Annotated in this window: 20 protein-coding genes and 1 pseudogene; 14 read left to right on the plus strand and 7 right to left on the minus strand. The window is 33.1% G+C overall.

Annotated elements, in window-relative coordinates; genetic code table 11:
* Positions 1-202: 202 nt before the first annotated feature.
* From yycF to rlmH, 8 genes are all read left to right on the plus strand, one after another.
* Positions 203-916, plus strand: coding sequence for a response regulator YycF (gene yycF / locus AC3WOM_RS05760; protein WP_427543875.1), 714 nt, complete (start codon positions 203-205; stop codon positions 914-916).
* Between the two features lie 5 nt (positions 917-921).
* Positions 922-2,787, plus strand: coding sequence for a cell wall metabolism sensor histidine kinase WalK (gene walK / locus AC3WOM_RS05765; RefSeq protein ID WP_492445543.1), 1,866 nt, complete (start codon positions 922-924; stop codon positions 2,785-2,787).
* On the plus strand, positions 2,784-4,106 hold the full coding sequence (locus tag AC3WOM_RS05770; protein WP_492445544.1) for a YycH family regulatory protein: 1,323 nt from the start codon (positions 2,784-2,786) through the stop codon (positions 4,104-4,106). The genes walK and AC3WOM_RS05770 overlap by 4 nt, the downstream gene beginning before the upstream one ends.
* Positions 4,093-4,920 (plus strand): two-component system regulatory protein YycI, encoded by an 828-nt coding sequence (locus AC3WOM_RS05775; protein WP_427543884.1) that lies wholly within the window; start codon positions 4,093-4,095, stop codon positions 4,918-4,920. The genes AC3WOM_RS05770 and AC3WOM_RS05775 overlap by 14 nt, the downstream gene beginning before the upstream one ends.
* Entirely contained in the window at positions 4,920-5,708 is a 789-nt protein-coding gene (locus tag AC3WOM_RS05780; protein WP_492445547.1) for an MBL fold metallo-hydrolase, read from the plus strand. The genes AC3WOM_RS05775 and AC3WOM_RS05780 overlap by 1 nt, the downstream gene beginning before the upstream one ends.
* Positions 5,709-5,872: 164 nt before the next feature.
* Complete coding sequence (locus tag AC3WOM_RS05785) at positions 5,873-7,171, plus strand: S1C family serine protease (protein WP_492445548.1); 1,299 nt, start codon at positions 5,873-5,875, stop codon at positions 7,169-7,171.
* A 258-nt stretch (positions 7,172-7,429) separates the two neighbouring features.
* Entirely contained in the window at positions 7,430-7,594 is a 165-nt protein-coding gene (locus AC3WOM_RS05790) for a CxxH/CxxC protein (protein ID WP_427543893.1), read from the plus strand.
* Positions 7,595-7,684: 90 nt separating this feature from the next.
* A complete protein-coding gene (gene rlmH, locus AC3WOM_RS05795) occupies positions 7,685-8,164 on the plus strand; it encodes a 23S rRNA (pseudouridine(1915)-N(3))-methyltransferase RlmH (RefSeq protein WP_492445549.1) in 480 nt (159 codons plus the stop codon).
* 50 nt (positions 8,165-8,214) lie between these two features.
* Here rlmH and AC3WOM_RS05800 read toward each other — a convergent pair whose 3' ends face one another.
* Positions 8,215-8,679 carry a hypothetical protein gene (locus AC3WOM_RS05800; protein WP_492445551.1) on the minus strand — a complete coding sequence of 155 codons (465 nt, stop codon included), beginning with the start codon at positions 8,677-8,679 and terminating at the stop codon, positions 8,215-8,217.
* A 72-nt stretch (positions 8,680-8,751) separates the two neighbouring features.
* Here AC3WOM_RS05800 and AC3WOM_RS05805 point away from each other — a divergent pair, with 72 nt between their 5' ends.
* The 5 genes from AC3WOM_RS05805 to AC3WOM_RS05825 all read left to right on the plus strand — a co-directional run bounded on the left by AC3WOM_RS05805 (position 8,752) and on the right by AC3WOM_RS05825 (position 14,205).
* Positions 8,752-9,033 carry a hypothetical protein gene (locus tag AC3WOM_RS05805; protein ID WP_492445553.1) on the plus strand — a complete coding sequence of 94 codons (282 nt, stop codon included), beginning with the start codon at positions 8,752-8,754 and terminating at the stop codon, positions 9,031-9,033.
* A gap of 17 nt (positions 9,034-9,050) precedes the next feature.
* Positions 9,051-9,692: a hypothetical protein gene (locus tag AC3WOM_RS05810; RefSeq protein ID WP_492445555.1), complete on the plus strand. Its 642-nt coding sequence runs from the start codon at positions 9,051-9,053 to the stop codon at positions 9,690-9,692.
* 401 nt (positions 9,693-10,093) lie between these two features.
* The gene (locus AC3WOM_RS05815) at positions 10,094-12,640 is read left to right on the plus strand and encodes a tetratricopeptide repeat protein (protein WP_492445557.1); all 2,547 of its coding nucleotides are present in this window, start codon (positions 10,094-10,096) and stop codon (positions 12,638-12,640) included.
* Positions 12,641-13,067: 427 nt separating this feature from the next.
* The gene (locus AC3WOM_RS05820; protein WP_492445559.1) at positions 13,068-13,559 is read left to right on the plus strand and encodes an RNA polymerase sigma factor; all 492 of its coding nucleotides are present in this window, start codon (positions 13,068-13,070) and stop codon (positions 13,557-13,559) included.
* Positions 13,546-14,205, plus strand: a complete 660-nt coding sequence (locus tag AC3WOM_RS05825; protein ID WP_492445561.1) for a zf-HC2 domain-containing protein — start codon at positions 13,546-13,548, stop codon at positions 14,203-14,205. The genes AC3WOM_RS05820 and AC3WOM_RS05825 overlap by 14 nt, the downstream gene beginning before the upstream one ends.
* A gap of 135 nt (positions 14,206-14,340) precedes the next feature.
* Here AC3WOM_RS05825 and hepT read toward each other — a convergent pair.
* The 3 genes and pseudogenes from hepT to AC3WOM_RS05840 form a co-directional block, all read right to left on the minus strand.
* Positions 14,341-14,683: pseudogene (gene hepT, locus AC3WOM_RS05830) on the minus strand (type VII toxin-antitoxin system HepT family RNase toxin).
* Complete coding sequence (gene mntA, locus AC3WOM_RS05835) at positions 14,676-15,086, minus strand: type VII toxin-antitoxin system MntA family adenylyltransferase antitoxin (RefSeq protein ID WP_492445563.1); 411 nt, start codon at positions 15,084-15,086, stop codon at positions 14,676-14,678. The pseudogene hepT and the gene mntA overlap by 8 nt, the downstream one beginning before the upstream one ends.
* 533 nt (positions 15,087-15,619) lie before the next feature.
* Positions 15,620-15,805: a hypothetical protein gene (locus tag AC3WOM_RS05840; protein WP_492445565.1), complete on the minus strand. Its 186-nt coding sequence runs from the start codon at positions 15,803-15,805 to the stop codon at positions 15,620-15,622.
* 337 nt (positions 15,806-16,142) lie between these two features.
* Here AC3WOM_RS05840 and AC3WOM_RS05845 point away from each other — a divergent pair, with 337 nt between their 5' ends.
* On the plus strand, positions 16,143-17,351 hold the full coding sequence (locus AC3WOM_RS05845) for an acyltransferase family protein (RefSeq protein WP_492445566.1): 1,209 nt from the start codon (positions 16,143-16,145) through the stop codon (positions 17,349-17,351).
* Between the two features lie 98 nt (positions 17,352-17,449).
* On the opposite strand, the gene AC3WOM_RS05850 is transcribed toward AC3WOM_RS05845, so the two are convergent.
* From AC3WOM_RS05850 to AC3WOM_RS05860, 3 genes are all read right to left on the minus strand, one after another.
* Positions 17,450-18,028 (minus strand): TetR/AcrR family transcriptional regulator, encoded by a 579-nt coding sequence (locus AC3WOM_RS05850; RefSeq protein ID WP_492445567.1) that lies wholly within the window; start codon positions 18,026-18,028, stop codon positions 17,450-17,452.
* Positions 18,029-18,677: 649 nt separating this feature from the next.
* Positions 18,678-19,622 carry a DMT family transporter gene (locus AC3WOM_RS05855; RefSeq protein WP_492445569.1) on the minus strand — a complete coding sequence of 315 codons (945 nt, stop codon included), beginning with the start codon at positions 19,620-19,622 and terminating at the stop codon, positions 18,678-18,680.
* Between the two features lie 130 nt (positions 19,623-19,752).
* Positions 19,753-20,352, minus strand: coding sequence for a nitroreductase family protein (locus AC3WOM_RS05860; protein WP_492445571.1), 600 nt, complete (start codon positions 20,350-20,352; stop codon positions 19,753-19,755).
* Positions 20,353-20,474: the final 122 nt, after the last annotated feature.

Consider the following 20,474-nt stretch of genomic DNA (forward strand, 5'->3'; position numbering starts at 1 on the left):
ATAAGATGTAAGCAGGTTTAAGTTATGTTTCAGGGGTATCCAAATATCTACTGAAAGAGGAACTCAAACTAAGAACTTCATATCCTGTAAAAATGTTAGAAGTGACCAACTACAGCTTCCGATGGAGTCACAAATTCGGTTGCAATAATTATAAATACACACTTGTTTTAAGAATAGATAAATAGCGAAAGGGAGAAAATGTATGGATAAAACAATTTTAGTTGTTGATGATGAAAAACCAATCGCAGATATTTTACAGTTTAATTTAATAAAAGAAGGCTATAAGGTAATTTGTGCTTATGATGGAGATGAAGCACTAGCAAAGGTTGAGGAAGAGCAGCCAGATTTGATGCTTTTAGATATAATGCTGCCAAAGCGTGATGGTATGGAGGTCTGTAGGGAAATTCGAAAAAAATATGATTTTCCGATTATTATGCTAACAGCAAAGGGCTCTGAGATTGATAAAGTATTGGGCTTAGAAATGGGTGCAGACGATTATGTAACAAAGCCTTTTAGTACACGTGAACTGATTGCACGTGTCAAGGCAAACATGCGTCGTTTACAGGTGGTTGCTCCTGCTGCTGAGGAGGCTGCAGAAGAGTCGAATGAGATTGTTGTAGGCTCGCTTGTCATTCAACCTGATGCTTATTTAGTATTAAAACGAGATGAAACCATTGAGCTTACACATCGTGAATTTGAGCTATTACATTATTTAGGGAAACATATTGGTCAAGTCATGACACGTGAGCATTTATTGCAAACTGTGTGGGGCTATGATTATTTTGGTGATGTACGAACAGTAGATGTAACGATCCGTCGTTTACGTGAAAAAATAGAGGACAATCCTAGTCACCCAGCTTGGATAGTAACACGTCGTGGAGTAGGTTATTATTTACGAAATCCTGAGCAGGAGTAAATGGAATGCAAAAAGTTAGCTTCTTTAAATCGATTCATGTCAAGCTAGTTCTTATTTATATTTTGTTAATATTGCTTGCTTTGCAAATAATAGGTATTTATTTTGCGCGTGAATTGGAGGAAAATTTAAAAACCAATTTCCGAGATTCCATTTTCCAACGTGTTGATTTAATGCAATACAGCATTCGTGAGGAAATTTTAAAGGAACGCGATGAAAGTATGCCAACACTTGAAGAAAGCCTTAAAACGATTGTCATGGAGTTTTCTACAGGGCTGAAGGATGTTTCTTATGGAGATATATTAGAGATTCGTGTTATTGACAATCGACAGCGGATACGTGCAACATCTGAGTTAGAAAATCAAAATCTGATTGGACAGCGCTCAAATACCGATCTTGTCCGACGTGCATTGTCAGCAGAGACATTATTTGAAAATATCAAACTTGATAATAAAACAAGAAATCGAATTTGGGTGTTAGCGACGCCCATTCGAAATGGTGCAGGTACGGATGATGAAGTTATAGGGGTTCTTTATATTGAAGCTAATATTGAATCTGTTTTTGGACAAGTGAATGACATTAACCGTATTTTCCTTGGTGGAACTGCTGTGTCCTTGGTGGTCACTATCTTTTTAGGAATTTTAGTAGCGAGAACAATCACACAGCCGATTGCAGATATGCGTAAACAGGCACAGGCGATGGCAAAAGGAAATTATTCACGAAAAGTACGTGTATATGGAACAGATGAAATAGGGCAGCTTGCTATAACCTTTAATCATTTGACGAATCGCTTGCAGGAGGCCCAATCTACTACAGATGCAGAGAGACGAAAGCTTGATTCTGTCCTTAGTAATATGACGGATGGTGTTATTGCGACAGATCGTAAGGGACGCATCATCCTTATTAATGATCCCGCACTAGAGCTATTACATATTTCTAGGGATATTACATTAGGCCGCCCAATTGCGTCTGTTTTAGGGATTGATCAAGAGTATAGCTTTGAGGATTTAATACACATGAATGATGCGGTGAATTTAAATTTTAGTACAACAGAAGCACCCTATATTTTACGTGCGAATTTCTCGGTCATTCAAAAAGAAACAGGCTTTATCAATGGTTTAATTACTGTGCTGCACGATATTACGGAGCAGGAAAAAATTGAAATGGATCGTCGAGAATTTGTATCTAATGTATCACATGAATTACGCACGCCATTAACAACAATGCGCAGCTATTTAGAGGCACTGGCGGATGGCGCCTGGAAAGATGAAAATATTGCTCCAACATTTTTGAATGTTACACAAACAGAAACAGAGCGAATGATTCGCTTAGTTAATGACTTATTGCAGTTATCACGCATGGATAGTGCGGATTATGAATTGAATAAGGATATTGTTCTTTTCAATTCATTCTTTAATCGTATTATTGATCGCTTTGAAATGTCAAAGTCTGATAAAGTAACGTTCCAACGTTTATTCCCAGAAGCATCTTTTTATGTGGAAATTGATACAGATAAAGCGACACAGGTAATCGATAATATCATTTCTAATGCAATAAAGTATTCTCCAGATGGTGGAAATGTTCGATTTGGTTTTACTGTGCAAGGTGAGATGTTGAAGGTTATGATTTCTGATGATGGTATGGGCATTCCTAAGGAAAATGTAGGACGTATTTTCGATCGTTTTTATCGTGTGGATCGTGCACGTGCTCGTTCTATGGGCGGGACAGGTCTAGGACTAGCTATTGCCAGGGAAATGATTGAAGCACATGGTGGTAAAATTTGGGCTGAAAGTGAGGAAGGTCACGGTACAACCATATTCTTTACATTACCATATGATTTAGATGATTTTGACGAGGCAGGTGAGTGGGCATGAAATATATAGAGCCAGTTAAATCAGTTGTATTATTTCTACTCGTCATGTTGAGTGTCGTTTTAACCTTTATTATTTGGACGTATACACCAGATTATAAAATTATTGAACAAACTGAGGGAAAAGAAATCCTAATTGGGTCTCAGAAAAGGATGGAGGATATCATTCGTCCCTATAAGGCGATTTATCGTTTTGATGAGGAGTTCACAGGAACAGCATCCAATGGTGCAATGAAGGATATTATGAAAGCTTTTCAGGGCTGGAATGTTCTTGATATAGTGCCAATCAATAATAATCTTACAGCGAATTATGTAAATGAGATGATTCGTACAAATAACCGTATGACCGTCTTTTTTACTGGTGAAATACCTTACTCTGCCTTTAGCTCTATTTTCCAGTTTGCTGATAAAGAAATACCTGAAACAACCTTTAATCGTATGATTATAGATTGGACGAATTATGGCAGCAAAGACTTACAGGTCTTTTTCATTAGTAGTAATAATAAAACTTTAATGCGCTCACATGTAAGCCTGCAAAATACCAATCCATTTATAAGGGATGTTATTGAGCCAGCGAAAACATATAGCACTTTTAAAGAAATTGAGCGTGATGGCTTTACCTCACTTTATATGCCTAATGATAAAATTGAATCTACCAAATATATGTATACGTTTATAGAGGAGCCACTTGAATCTTTTAAAAATGTGTTATTTCCAAATCCAAATATCGTTCAGCGTAGTATTGAAAGTGCAATGACTGAAAAATATCAGGATGGCAAGTCACGAATGACTGTTGATTCAAACTTAAAATCTTTAACTTATGTATATCCAGCTGCAGAAAGTAGTGCCATCATAGAGCCATCTAAGCTTTTGAAGGATAGCTTTGAATTTATCAACGAGCATGGAGGATTTACAGCTGATTATCGCTATGTATCAAAAAATACTAGTAAAAATCAGTTAGAGTATCAGCAATATTTACAGGGGTTACCGGTTTATAGCGATCAAGTTATAAGCAAGATTACAACTGTGTGGGGGGATAATCTTATATTCCGCTACAAGCGCCCTTATTATTCCTTAGTTTTCGACATTCCAACCGAGAAGGAGATAAAGGAACTGCCTTCAGGTTTGGAGATTGTGGAAAAGATTCAGCAACTTAATAATTTTGTGTTATCAGATATAGATGATATTGTGGTGGGGTATTATTTAAAGCAAGATTCAAGTAGCATAATGACATTAGAGCCATGCTGGTTTGTAGTTCATAATGGTGTAGCAACAAAACTGACGCCTGAATTATTAGGAGGTGTCATAAATGGATTGGAATAGAACAAAATCCATTTTTATCATCGTTTTTTTAATACTGAATATCTTCTTGTATTCGTTTTATTTAAAACGTTATAATGAAGCGCAAAGCGTAGAAATACCTGGTGAAAGAACAATAGAAACTCGTTTAAAGGATGATAATATTACGTATGGTGCATTGCCTATTAATGAATCTGCAACTTATATTACGGGCAAAGTGCATAAGTTTACAAGTAGCGATTTCCCCGATAAAAATCAGCAAGCTAATATTATTAAAGAGACACTAGCTCATATTGTCTTTATAAATCCTGTGAAGTTACGAAATATTAATGATAATACAAGCTTTACTGAGTTTCTCCATACAAATGTTAAAGCGGGAGATTCCTATGCATTATGGAAGGTAGATCGTGAGGAGCGAGTCGCGATTTTCTTTCAGAAAAAAAATAATCAAATGTTCTATTACAATGATAGTGCCTCATTAAAAGTACAGTGGAATATGGACCACGAAGTTATCATGTATGAGCAGACAATGATTGATAGTATTGAAGAAATAGAACAACAAGAAACAGTTATCCCACCACTTCAAATTATCCAAACATTGTATGCAAAAGGACTATTAAAGGCAGAATCACGTATTACTCATATAAAGCTAGGCTATTCAACATTTAGTAATTTAACACAAACACAAACACAAGTGTTGATACCAACATGGGAAGTACAAGTAAAATTAGCAGACGGTGAGACAGAAGAGTACTTTGTTGACGCGATGGAAGGAAAAATTATTGATATTCAAGAGGACAAGCAAGAAGGAGAAGAGGAAGACTGGGGAGTTGAATGATGCGATTTAGTGTTTTAGCAAGTGGTAGTACAGGCAATTCTATATATGTAGAGAGTGATGAACATGCATTTATTGTGGATGCAGGTCTGAGTGGCAAAAGGATGGAGCAGCTATTTACAAAAATTGACCGTAATATGAAGCAGCTGAGTGGCATCTTCGTGACACATGAACATAGTGATCATATTAAAGGAATTGGTGTATTGGCTAGAAAATATAATGTACCTGTTTATGCAAACGCCAAGACGTGGCAGGCAATGGACGGGCTTGTTGGTGATATTCCCCTAGCGCAACGTTTTGAATTTGAAATGGATACAGTAAAGCATTTTGGCTCAATAGCTATTGAATCCTTTGCGGTATCACATGATGCAGCAGATCCAATGTTCTATACTTTCCATGAAAATGGGCGAAAGCTTGTTGTTATTACGGATACAGGCTATGTTAGCGACCGTATGAAGGGTATTATTCGAGGTGCAGATTCCTTTGTCTTTGAAAGTAACCATGATGTGAACATGCTACAAATGGGGCGTTACCCATGGTCAATAAAACGCCGTATTTTAAGTGATGTTGGGCATGTTTCAAACGAAGATGCGGCAGTAGCTATGAGTGAGGTTGTATTTGAAAAGCCAACAAATATTTATTTATCGCATTTAAGTAAGGACAATAATATGAAAGAGCTTGCACGCATGAGCGTCACGCAAACATTGCAATCCTGCGGTATTATCGTAGGAGAGTATGTAAAGTTATTTGATACGGATGCAGAGGAACCAACACAATTAGTAACGGTTTAATAATATCGAAGCTGTTTGAATGGCTGTTTCATTGTAATTTTAAAAAATACGATGAAACAGCCATTTTTATGTCTATTTTATTTATTTTTCATCTGATTTTAATGTTTGAATCGTACTATTAGGGTAACAACTAACAAATAGTAATAAATGAAAGGATGAGGAAGATGAGCTATTTTCAAGATGATGATAAAAATCGTGATTTCCTAAATAATGATGAAATACAGAAATCACCTCTTCAAGAGCGACTTGAAAAAGAGGAGCGAGAAAGACAAGAGAAGCGTCTAAAAAAGAAAGGTGGTGGCGGAGGTAAGGGCGGTTACTTCTTCAGTGGTCTTATCGGGGTCATCATAGGTGCTTTGATCGTGTGGCTCATGCTACCTGGACTTGTTAATCAGATGCCTGGTACAACGACAAGCAGTACAGGTAAAAATGAAACGACCATCAATCAAGTAGCAACAGAAGTGACAACGGATGTTACAAAAGCAGTGGATATGGCTTCGGGTGCAGTTGTAGGTATAACTAACATACAAGAAGTGACAAACGGTGGATTCTGGAACCCACCAACTACATCAACCCAGCCTGCTGGAAGCGGTTCAGGTGTTATTTATAAGGTTCAGGGTGATAAAGCCTTTATCGTGACAAATAACCACGTAATTCAAGGTGCTAAACAGTTAGAGGTAACAATGCCAGATGGAACAAAGGAAGAAGCGCAGTTAGTTGGTAAGGACGAATGGACAGATTTAGCTGTTATTTCAATCAGCTCTAAGGATGTTAAAACAGTTGCGAAATTTGGGAGCTCTGATGTCCTAAAACAAGGTGAAACAGTAATCGCAATCGGTAACCCACTTGGCTTAGAATTCTACGGTTCAGTGACAACAGGTGTTGTATCTGGAAAGGATCGTTCTGTACCAGTTGATTTAAATGGTGATGGAACAATCGATTGGCAGCAAGAGGTATTACAAACAGACGCAGCTATCAACCCTGGTAATAGTGGAGGTGCACTTGTAAACCTTGCAGGTGAACTAGTCGGCATTAACTCCATGAAAATTGCTGAATCCTCTGTAGAAGGATTAGGCTTCTCAATTCCAATTAACTCAGCCATTCCAATTATTGAGGAATTAGAGAAAAACGGTGAAATGAAGCGCCCTACAATGGGTATTCAATTAGTTGACTTAACAGATGTACCATCATTCTATCAACAACAAACATTAAAATTACCGAAAGATATTACGACAGGTGTTGTAATTACAGACGTTGTGAATAATTCACCAGCATCAAAAGCTGGCGTTCAACAATATGATCTCATTGTAGAAATGGATGGTAAAAAAATAGAAACGGCAATTGATTTACGAAAACATTTATATAATGATAAAAAGATTGGTGATAAATTAACAATGAAAGTATACCGCCAAGGTAAATTAGTGGAGCTATCACTAACATTAACAAATAGTAATTCATTGTAAATATAAATCAGTGAGGGGCTAATAATCCTCACTGATTTTTTTGTGGATAGAAGAAAAATTGACCAGTTTATACAGTAATATAGAGCAAATATTGTGGATAACTAGAAAATTGTGAATAATATTTCTACACATCAAAATAGCAAGAGAAAGCCTTTTCTTTCATACTTGCCAGTCCTTTGTTACAATAGATTGTGGATAACATAGACTGAAATGTGAATAAGTTTGTGGAAATTTCGGAAAACAAGGAGACATAAAAAAATGGAAAAATACAGCTGCAAAAACCATATAGATCACGCTTTAGACATGTTTGTAGCGGAACAAAAAGCATTCCCAATTATGGATAAAGTCGAAGATGAAAAAAAGTTATCCACAAAATGTAGCTACTGTGAACAACCAGCAGAATATATTGTATCAAGTAAATAACTTTACACAATATATAGGATCGACATGTGGATATGTTGATAACTTCTGTGGATAATTTGTTTGTAAATGAATTGTAAAGGTGGATAACGTGTGAATATAACGATTGTATCAGTCGGCAAACTAAAAGAAAAGTACTTAAAAATGGGCATAGATGAATATGCGAAACGTCTCGGTAGTTATGCAAAGATGGATATTATTGAGGTACCAGATGAAAAAGCCCCCGAGCAGCTAAGTGAGGCCGAAATGGAAATCGTCAAAAAAAAGGAAGGCGAGCGTATTCTCTCCAAAATTAGCCCAGATACATACGTTATCGCCCTAGCGATTAACGGCAAAATGAAAACCTCTGAACAAATGGCAGCAGATCTTGAATCCCTCATGACCTATGGCAAAAGCAAAATCGCCTTCGTCATCGGTGGCTCCCTCGGCCTACACAATGAAGTATTGAAGCGAGCCGACGAGCAGCAATCCTTCGGCCAAATGACATTACCCCACCAGCTAATGAAGCTAGTCCTGGTGGAGCAGATTTATCGGAGTTTTAGGATTATGAAGGGTGAACCGTATCATAAGTAAGTGCGGTTAAAAAAAGCAGAAATAGACCATATCTATTTCTGCTTTTTAGATTATTTGATTTTATCATTAAGTCGTTCATTTAATTCTTTTATAATTTGTGTTTGCTCTTCCATTTTCTTTTGGAGTTCACTATTAATAGAATCTAATTTATCTATATAATTATTAACTTGCTTTAAATCAGTTCTTTCTTCAATTAGTTGTCTAATACCGATAATTAGAATTACAATAGATAAACCAATTATTGTTAGTCGATTATTTTGCGAACCCATTAATTCGTAAACAAAATCTAAGTATGGTAAGACTATGATTGAGAATACAGCACATAATAAAAATAGATAACTAAAAAGTATATTGAATTTAAGTACTTTCGAAAGGTCTAAGAATGTAAAAGAAAGAGCAGCAAGAGTTAGAGAGAAAAGTAATCTATCATTGGAAACGAAATCAGTAAAAAAGCTTCCTATTATAAAAGAGCCTGCAATAAAAATTACAAACATTTGTGAAATTTGTTCTTTCAATCCATTCCCTCCTTTATAAAAGTACGTTTATAATATAATTATATTATATATATGTAAGTGGGGGTAGAAAAAATGTTTGCACAGGGTGATGAGTTATTAGATTTATTCAATATTGATATAGAAAACATTAATGAAAATCGCCAATACTGGCTAGTACGAACTGAAAGTGGGAAATTTTACTCGAATTTTATCAGAGATAGTTATATAGCCATAGGGTGGAATGAGTTTACTGATAAATCTGAATTTGTTAACAAAAAAATGAACGAAAGCATGAAAGAAAAAATTTTAGAATTCTATCCTGACAATCAACCTGGAAGAATATATAGCCAAATTCGTAAATTTATTATGATATAAACATTGGTGATGTTGTAATGATTCCAAGCGAAGGTTCAAAAAAAATTAGTTTTGGGATTGTAGAAGAAGATTTATTTAATAGAACTTTAGGCGAAGCAGAGGAAGGTTTTATTAAATCTAGAAAAATAAATTGGATTAAAACAGTTGATAGAGACAATTTAGATCCTTATTTATTTAGAATGATGCAAGCACAACAAGCAGTTAATAGTGCTAACGAATATTCACATTTCATTGATAGAACTATGTATTCTTTTTTTAAAAAAGGTGAGGAAAGTTTTTTAATTTTACCTGTAAAAAAAGAAGATGATATACCGGCTTATGATTTATCAAAATTTATAGCATCTATCGTTGAAACAATTAATGTAATAAACGATTTAGAAAATGAAGTAAGTAAATATAATCTTCGAGACTTGGATATTAAGTTAAATATTCAATCACCAGGTTTTGTAGAACTCGTATCAAATGCTAAAGACTTAGTTGTAAAACTATTAGGAGTACTGTATGAAGCATTAACTGGTAATCAAAAATTATCTGAAGAAGTACTGAAAAAAACTACTCCAGAAAAATTAAGGCTACTTGAAGAGCAAGAAAGAAAGATTAAAAGTAGTTTTGATGAGGTCAAAGCTTCTTTACCTGAGGATTTAAAAGACCGCACTTAGGTACATTACGGAGAACCGTATCATAAGTAAGTGCGGTTTTTTATGATCAAAAGGAGAACGGTCTTTGGTTTCTTTATTTGTAGGCTAGATTGAATTTCTATTTCAAATTTTTTCCTCGTCCTTGATAGATTATAAATTTATACATAACGAAGGACTAGGGGACTTTTCAGAAAAGTATTTAATTAAAGAATTATCTAAACTCCCAACTCAAATGTTGTCTACTATATTTTATTTTATAAAAATAAGTTGATTCTTTATTTGGTATAATATTCTTATTAGTAATAATGTAAGTTATAGCTCTAGAGATACGGCACGGCATTTTTGGAAATCCTATAAGGAACTATTTGATTTCCATTAATGCAAGTTGTATATAAGCCTTCGGGAGAAGTGGGTGAATTAAAATGTCTTCGTATTTTAAAAGTATAAAAACTTTAAATCAACTAGTATACATTCAACTTAATGAAATACTAAAAACATTGGATAAAAAACTGGACTTAAAGCTTTATTCTATAGTATTAGATAATAATGATAGTTGTAAAGAAATACTAAGAGTGAAAAAAACGCTATCAATAAATAATAATGAGACAGAGATTAGCCAGGATAATCTCAATGAATTGACGTATTTATATAATGAATTGGGCTTAGATGTTACTTTTAAAGGAAAAGAAATTAAAACTGAATTTTTTAACTATTGCAATCAACAAAAATTTTTGAGCCCAAAAGATAATTCAAAAATTATATTAAATGAATCCCAGGATAATGAAGATTTAAATAATGATGAAGACGTTAATAAAAGATTAGTGTATATTCATGAAGATAATTCAAGAATTTTGTATATGAATAGTTTTAGTATTAAGAGAGACAAAGTAATTGACACTGTAAATTATCTAATTGAAATAAGAAATGTAGATTTTGAAACAATAGATTTATTTTACAATAGACCAATTTTAAGTTTTTTAAGAATGGTTTTAGATTATTATTTTATTGATTACTTTGTTGAGAATCAAAATCACACGTTAAAAATAGGTAAAAATTATACAATCAATAAAAAATATAACGAAGACAGTATTCAATATAATAGAAGGATGATTCGTCTTTATTTTGGAAAATTACAAGAAATTTTGCAAGAAAAGAGTAAGCTTAAAGAAATACAACATATCTTTGATAATAAATTGAACAATCAATATTATATTAATAATTTATTAGAAAAAATAGATGATATTTCAAATCAGACATACGAGGGCTATAGTCCCTTTGGGTCCATTTTATTTCTTAATCGTAGTGTTTTAAAAAACGATGTAAACCCTATTGATTTTACTATAAAGTTTCAATATGATGATTTAATTGCATTAAATGATGCTAAGCTGATTAGAAAATTACTTGAATTGACCAATAATGAAAAGGATCTTTATTTAATTTCTGATCATGAAATGATTTATGGTTTAGGCAAAATAAATTGGAGTAAATTAAATGACTCTATTTTGTTTAAGATTGATTTTAGAGGGTTATCTAAATATAATCTTTACCTTATAACAACAAAAGAAACTGAATCTACTTTAGGAAGTTTAGTGAGTGAAAGCGGGAAAAAAATATACAAGACAAATAAAAATTTAGAAATTCTGGATAAGAGTCTTATTAAATTATCTTTTAAAAGCCCTATTATTGAAGGAGAAGGCTATACAAGTGAAAAGTTTAAAAGACTTCTCAAATCCGAGTATTTCGACGAGGAATTAAATATAAGTGAGGATGTAATTGATTACCTTGAACAAGTAGTGGTGCACGCTAGAGAACAGAAACACGGGACTATGGTAGTAATTACTGATTATGATACTGCTGTTTCTGAACTGAAAACACTTAAAAAACAGTCCATTTTGATAGAATCTGCAGAAATTATCCCAGAATATATTAAATTTCTTACGTCTATCGATGGAGCAATATATTTTGATATTTACGGTAAGTGTCATGCAATCGGTGTGATATTAGATGGAATAGCCAAAGAAAATATAGGAGATGCTAGTAGAGGGGCAAGATACAATTCTGCATATCGATATTTAGAAAAACTCAAAGAATTAGATAAAAAATGTGTTATTGTTATCATTTCAGAAGATGGTATGGTAAACCTAATACCTGAGACGGTAAATGAAGAAAAAATATATTTATTATTCCAACAGTTAGTTGATTTAATAAATGAAAATGATGGAAACGGAACTTCTGAAATCAATGATATTGAGGAAACATTAATGAATCATGATAATATCGATTATAATTTGTTTTTTAAAATATCAGAAATATATCGAAGTAAGGATAGTTACGAAAAGGCTATAGAATACTATGAAAAGGGGATGGCTGTAGCAGGTAGAAATATTATTTTTGTGAAAAATTATAGATACTTGGCTAATTTATATTTTGATTATGCTAGAGAAGCAAAGATAAAGGAAATCGAAAAAATAGATTATTATAAAAAAGCTAGAGAAAATTTCGAAAAATATATAGTTAAAGCAAATGAGAATGAGCTAAATTTACATGATTATAACAACAGTGCGATTGTTTATAATTTACTTGGTGATATTGAAAAATCGGAAAATTTAAAGCAGAACTTTTATCAGAAAGCATTCCACAATTTTTCTAAAGCTATTGAAGTTTCTAAATCAAGTGCAATTCTTTTTTCAAATCGATCGAGACTTCTGAAATCGATGAAAATGTTCAAAGAATCACTGGAAGATTTAATTGAAGCGGAGTTCACTTTTTCAAGGGAAGAATATATTAATCAAATTATGGATTTAATTAAAAATAATCGTGAATTAATAGAATATTGTGTACAGATAATACTTGAGAAAGGTGAACATAAATTAAAAGGTGATAATTTAATTAACAAACTTAAAGAATATGGAGATAGTATAAGAGAAAAAAATCCTGAAGTTGCTGCAACTTTTGAAAAGTTATATTAAGAAAGTACTCACTACATTTTAACAATACGCCTGGCTTGTAACATTTTGTTTTTAGAACAAGGGAAGCATCTGTGGTTACGTAAAGAACATATTGCACAAAATCAATTATGAGTATCTTCGTAATGATTTTATTTTATATAAATATAAAGGGGTCCACTATTTTCAAAAGTAAAAATAAGAGGGCTTGTAAAAGTTAAATCTATATATTCGACTATGTTGAATTTATAGGGCAATTTATTTGAACCGCACTTAGAACGTTTACGGTGAACCGTATCATAAGTAAGTGCGGTTTTGTCCTAGAAATTTTAAAAAAATGTGTAATTAATACTTAGGCATATTCAGATAAAATGAATATGTCTATTTTTTTTTTGAAAATCTTGTAACGTTTTATTATTTCGTTAGTTATTTAAGTGAAGGAGGGGAGAAATTGAATTTTGGGGAAATTTACAAAGCATATTTTCAGGATGTTTACTTATATACAAAATCTTTAGTATCTGACAAGGATATAGCAGAAGAAATTACACAAGAGACCTTTTTTAAGGCACTGAAATCATTTCATCAATTTGATGGTAAAAAAGATGTAAGGGCATGGCTTTTTACAATCGCTAAGAATACATATTTTACTCAGTATAAAAAGCAACAACGTGAGATAAATATGGAAGAAAATTCACCGCAGAAGGATGTTCAACTTGTAGATTATTTGATGAATGAAGAACGAGCGTTGATGATTCATAGATTTTTACACGCAATGGAAGAACCATATAAAGAAGTTTTCTCCCTTCGAACATTTGGTGAACTTTCTTTTGAGACAATTGGGCATCTTTTTGGAAAAAGTGATGGCTGGGCTAGAGTAACGTATTATCGTGCGAAAAAGAAAATAATGGCGTATATGGAGGCGAAACAAGATGAAGGAAATTAAATGTTCAATTATTCAAGATCTGTTGCCACTTTTTGTAGATGAGGTAGTAAGTGATGATACAAAATCGTTAGTTAATGAGCATTTACTAACGTGTGAGAGTTGTAAAAATGAATATGAGCAAATGAAGGGAACACTTTATGTACCAATTGAAAATAAAGCAACTTTATTCAGCCAGCTTAATAAACGGTGGAATAGAAAAAAATGGATTCTTATTTTTAGTTCTGTTTTATCGACCATCATATTAGGGTTTGCAATATTTTCATTTATATTTTATTACGAAAAGCCAATTCCATATGCAACAGATTTATTTGAAATTGAAGAAACGGCAGAAGGAACGCTTGTTTTAAATTATTTTGGAGAAAGTCATGCAGGATCGCATATGACACACCCTTTAGAAGTTGAAATAGATGGAGAAAAGAAAAGAATTAGCTTAATTTATTATGTTGAAACAATTGCCCATTCCCCAAATAGCAACTTTTTACGAGAGGAAAAAAGAGTTGGACCGGAACGATTAAAGTTAGTAGACGGTAGTAAAACGGTTGATGCAGTATATTATGGGGAATTTGATCTTGATAAAATAACGAAAGAAAAGGAGCAGACATGGGAAGAAATTTTACAACAGATGACATTAATTTGGGAGAGGTAGAGTGTAACTTAATAAAAACGAGGGGATTCATTTAGATTCCTTCGTTTTCTAGTTTTTCAAGAAGCTTTTGGAGTTGTTCATTTGCTTCACGTAAATTCATATGAAAAGAATCGTCTAAAGCGGAAATTGGTCCATTCAGTTCAATTTCATTTGTTCTAAAATCGCTTCTAATATATCAAGTTGAAGTGCTTGGTAGTATGTTGTGCGATGTTGCGGAAACCAACCATATTCATTAATGTTTTCGCTTCCTGTAACAGCTTAAACCCTTCACGACTTGCTTTCGGGACGCCTAATTTTCGTTCACTTACTATGTGCATGCCAAATCAATACTCGCCTCACAAGCGCATTGAATATTTAAAATGATATTATCTTGCTTTGTATAATCCTTTAAATTATTAGGATTTCCCGCATAAACTTCATGAATCCGATTTATACAGCGTTCGATAGTCGTTGTTTTACTTAATAGCACATCATTCATCGCCGAAAACACTTCCTCTTTCTTTAATCGCTTCAATTATCGGGGCACGCTGCTCGCTTAATGTAGCATACATACTATAGGCACGCATTTTTTGACGAGTATATTCATTTTCATCATGTATATAAATTGGTATGCCTTGCTTGTAAATTTGCATCGTAAAAACGGTATCAATTTGTTTTAAATCAATTAAATCTACTTCCTGATTTGCGACCAATGCCAAATCGCCAGACAGTAAAAAACGTTCATAAGATGATAAAGGTTGTTTACTAAAATACGCAAGATCAATATCACTTTCGTCACGCACAGTACCTTTTGAGAAGGAACCAAACAAAATAATAAAATCTGGATTAATCTGCTGCTTAATTGTTTCAATCAATTGTTGCTGTATATCTTTCGTTAACATCCTTATCACCGTCCTTTTCTTTATTATAAAACGTTGGCGAAAAAAACCGCACTTATACTTATTGCAGAGAACCGTACCATAAGTAAGTGCGGTTTTTGAATAAATCACTAATCATATTGATAATGATATGATTAGTGATTTATTTGCTTCATAATTAATAGAGAAAGGTAAATTGTTTGCAGCTGTATTGTGAGCTAATAATCCAAAATTAAGTTCATTTAAATAGAAAGTCCAGTTTTGCGGAGAATATAAGTTATTACAATTAATAAATAACAATAAAAGCGAGCATCAACCTGTTCAGTTGATGTCTACATCCAAGTAGGCGGTCAATGGCTCTTTTCACTTTGACGGGCTACGTGGGATGTGGAATAATCCATTCGGGATGTTGCCCAAGAAGAAAACTTAAGCGAGATGTGTCCAAAAACTTGATGTAGATCCACTTTTCCTTTAAGCGATCAAACACAAGCTTTCCCGTATGATGCTGCTTTTTTGGCATTTCTAAGTCCGCTATCAGCCAATCCATGATTTCATCTTTATATACATCTATCTTTTTTTGACACGGTTTTACGCTTCTCTAGTTTCAGATTAAAATCCTGTTGCTCCACGTATTTTTGTACGGTTTTAAAATCATGTCCCGTTTCATTTGCTATTTTCCGTAAGGAATAACCCTTCTCCTCATACAAAAATTTGATATGATGAACTTGTATCATTGTAAGCATCCTTTCCATTCCTCCTAATCGACTTTTTTGCCAATTAGAAGGTTAGTAGATTTGAAGGGTGCGGACAATGATATTTTTTTACGTTTTAACGGACCCATAACTGCTAGAACTTCCAGTTCCATTCTGCTCCTTTTTTATTTTGCACTAAACATTTTATATTAAAGTGAAATTTCACGTAATTAACCATATATAAATTGACCCGTAGTCATAAATAATGATTGTAAAATAAATATTCTAAAATTTAATCAATAAAATAATAAGATAAATATTGACCGTGAGTCTAAAAAACATTATAAATAGTTTAGTGGTTATTTCCAAAAAAAAGGGGAAATGTAAGTTGTCTAATACACGTATTCATTTTATGGATTTTTTAAAAGTGTTTCTTTCTTGCACTGTAATCGTCCACCATGCAGGTCAACCTTATGGCGGGTCAAATGGTTTTTGGTATGTACGAGATTTGGGTGTCGATTCTGACTTGAGCGTTTTTTTTGGGATAAACTCTGCCTTTAATATGAGTCTTTATTTTTTTCTTTCTGCTTATTTTATTCCTCTTGCGTATAAACACAAAGGGAATATAGGTTTTTTGAAAGATCGGTTGAAGAGAATTGGTATACCTTTATTGTTTGGATTTATAGTAATGATTCCTTTAATAATGTACTTTTATTATAATGAATTTCGTGGTTACCCTAACCTATCGTTATATGAATACTATAAAAATATTTATCTAGGATTTGGTGAAAAACCATTAAATTGGGCAGGACCATCTTGGCCAGACCTAAATTTTGGCCATCTTTGGTTTATTGAACATCTTCTTATTTATTCACTGATATATCTATTATTAATGAATCTTTTTAAAAATATTAATTTACCAAAAATTTCAATTTCTCCAACACATAAACATATTTTTATATTTGTTATTATCGTATCGTTAATCACTTTTTTAGTTCGAACAAGTTATTCGATTGATGAATGGATTGGTGTACTAGGTTTTATCCAAATGGAGTATGCACACTTTCCTCAATATTTAGCATTTGTAGTTTTGGGAATAACAGCTGCTAATAGTAACTGGATTTATAATATCCCTAAAGGCGTTGGTAATTTATGGTTATTTATAGGAGTTTTATTAATTGCTTTAAATGTCATTGGGTTTGTACCATATTCAAGGGGTGGATGGGATAGTAGTTCACTTATTTATGCAATCTATGATACCTTTTTATGTACAGGACTTTCAATTGGTTTAATTGAATTATTTCAACGTAAATTAAATAGAAAATCAAAATGGATTGAGACGCTAGCTAAAAATTCCTTTTGTGTTTACATTATTCATATTCCGGTTTTAATTGGAATTCAATATATTTTAATTAGTGTACCTGTTTCAGGCTATATAAAATTCGTATTAGCATCACTATTGGGGATTGTCTTTAGCCATTTAATATCGTATTTTATTATTCGAAAATTACCGGTTATTAGTCTACTATTCTCTGGTACAAATCATAGACGTTCTCAAAGTTTAGTCGATAAATTTAATAAGAAGAGTATATATTAGTTCTCTACTTGTCTCCAATTCTCTCTTTGACAACATTCCTGCGAGTTTTTATAACCCAGGCTATTCTCGCAGGAGTACTTTAGAAATGAACAGGATCTTTATGAAGATATTCCTTTAAAGAAAACATCAAAACTCATCATAAGTTGTGTAATAAGATCATCTTCGCCTCCACCAAGACACCAGTGGGTTAATACACCAATAAACATTTGAATAGTTAAGTCTGCCAGTGTTTCAGGGGATAATTTTTGTGTAAATTCCCCCGTTTCTTGTCCATGCTTAAAAATTGGAATCAATAAAGCACGAAGATTATTCATATTATCTATGTGATTATTTAAATTATTAGCACTTGAGAGAGTTGCCATTAAAGTTGCTCTTCTTAATGACCTTGTATAGTTTAAATTATGTACGATATTAATTAACGAAGAGAGTAGTTTAGGTACTACTGGACTTGTAATATTCATTAATTTTTCAGCTTCTGAATAGATTGAAATTTTTTCGAAATCCTCTATGACTGCCTCTTTTGTCGGAAAATAATTAAAAAAAGTACCCTTAGAAACTCCCGCTAATTTCACAATATCTTCAACCTTTGTCGACTCATATCCGTTTTCCGAAAATAATTTGAAAGCAGCGTTTGTTATAGCTAATTTAGTTTGTCTTTTCTTTTCTTCCCTTCCCAACTTTATTCACTCCATTTCTTACAATAACGTTATTATTAATTCTACTATAAATAACTGTTTAAAAAGTAATTATTGTTTTAATAATACGTATTAAGAAAAACAGACAGCTATTATTGATATGCTCCCAATTAGGTAGACAGATGAAATAAAAAAAATCATCTTATCTAATTAAGGGCACTGAAAAACTAAAAAAATTCACTTTTGTATATTAGAAATTTGTCTTTTGTTAGATTTGAAAACTTAAAAAAGTCGATTTGCCACAAAAATTGTGATGCAAATCGACTTTTTCAGTGCCCTTTCCACAAGTAGGGGAGTGTTTTGACTCATATTTCACATAGTAATAGCTTGTGCCTTTCTTTTAAGTTGTTCCGTTAATAAAATAATTTTTTAGAATGAAAACACAAAGCGAAAACTCCTAACGTAATTTGTCTCGACAATAATTACGATACGTGAGTTTTCGCTTTGTGTCATTTTTTGAAACAACCTGTTTTAGGATTTATTCCTTATAAGTGGAAAGCTTCCGAAATTGTATCTAGTGTATATAATGTTTCGTCCAAAGCACGCTGGAATTGGCAAAAAACATGTTGCATTTTAGGGGTACTTACGCTTTTCTTACATAGATAAATGTACGTTATCTTCGGACTTCTGGTTATTCATCATTTGCTTGTCTAGGAATAGCGTAGGCTCTTTCACTTTTTTGCTTAGCATTATAGTTTGATCCTAAAACACCTAGGAGAATAATGATGGTACCGAAAATATGATAGGATTGAATCGTTTCGTTTAAGAAAAGGACGCCAGCAATAATTGTAATTAATGTTGCTAAATTATTAAAGACACTCATTTTTGACGCTTCAATTTGCGAAAGTGCATAATTGGAGAAAAATGAAGTTCCTAAAGATGAAAGTGCTCCAAGATAAACAATAGCGATGATAAACGTTCCGCTTGAAAATGGTTCGATGAATTGATGCATCGTTTTCATTATCATATGATTTCCAATAGCCACAATGTTAAAAAAGATGAAGCCAAAGAATGTCATAACGTAAGTTATCGTGAAAAATGAGTAATGTTGCACAAGTTTACGTGCTAAAACGGTATTGTAAGCACCAGTAAGGGCTGACAGTAACATAAGGACAATTCCTTTTATACTTTGTGAACCTGTATCAGCTCCATTCATAACAAAAATGAAAATGACACCTGAGACTGATAATAACACCGAGACCTTTTGTAATGGTACTGTATGTTCTTTCAAATATATTGCTGCTAAAATCAGTGTGAAAATTGGTACAGTAGCTAGAATAATACCAGCTTCTGAAGAAGAGGCGTATACTAGGCCGAACGTTTGGAATGTGAAAAACAAAGTAGGATAAACCAAAGCTAACGGAAGAATCCGCCATGCGTCCTTCTTTGTCACGTTTAAGCTAATCTTTTTCAAGACAATAATAGCAGTAGCGATAATAAAAGCTATAGAAAAGCGGTATGCAAGTGTATCAAGCGGTGAAGCGGCAACAAGGCTCAGTTTTACGAACATAAATGAAAAGCCAATGATGAGTGCATACATGGTTGCAGCGAAATAAGCTTTTGTTTTTTTAGACATTTTACGAAGACTCCAATCCTTTTATCCCGCATGATCGGGCAGTAATACCCCCACCTCAAAAATTAGCTATAGGCAACGAAGTTAGGTGGGGGATAAAGAAAACTACCACGGATTAAAGTTTTAAGGTATATTAGCGAAACACTTTAAAGCGCTCTTCATTTGCCAAAAATTCTTTGTCACTTGGCATTGCTTCAATACTTCCAAATGGCATTTGTGCAGTTAATTTCCAATGATCCGGAATTCCCCATTCATCTTTCACATTTTGATCGATAAGTGGATTGTAGTGTTGAAGGGAGGCACCTATTTTTTCTTGTGCTAATGCCATCCATACAGAATGCTGCGCAATTCCGGTTGCTTGTTCAGACCAGATAGGGAACTGTTCTGCGTATAGAGAGAATTGATTTTGATACTGTTGTATGACGTCTTGGTCTTCAAAAAATAAAATGGACGCGAAGCCTGCACGGAAAGATTCTATTTTTTCTTCTGTTCTGGCAAAGTTTTCTGCTGGAACAATTGAGCGTAACTTTTCTTCGACTAGGTCCCATAATTTATCATGATGTTTGTTAAATAAAATCACTGCTCGTGAGGTTTGTGAGTTAAAAGCAGTTGGACTATGCTTTATTGCCTCCATAATAGTTTCTTGAAGTATTTCTTCAGTCTGTTCTACATTTTTTCCTAGGGCGTAAATTGAACGTCTCTTTTCCATCAATTCAATATATCTGTTCTTCATATTTGTAAACTCCTTTTCTAATAATTTTTCACCACAGTATCCTACCTAAGTTCCTTTCCTTTTTAATACGTTCATTGTAAAATTCGAAATATAATAGTTCAATACTATTTTTTCTATACAAA

The organism is Lysinibacillus sp. FW301-JW8, assembly GCF_058788755.1.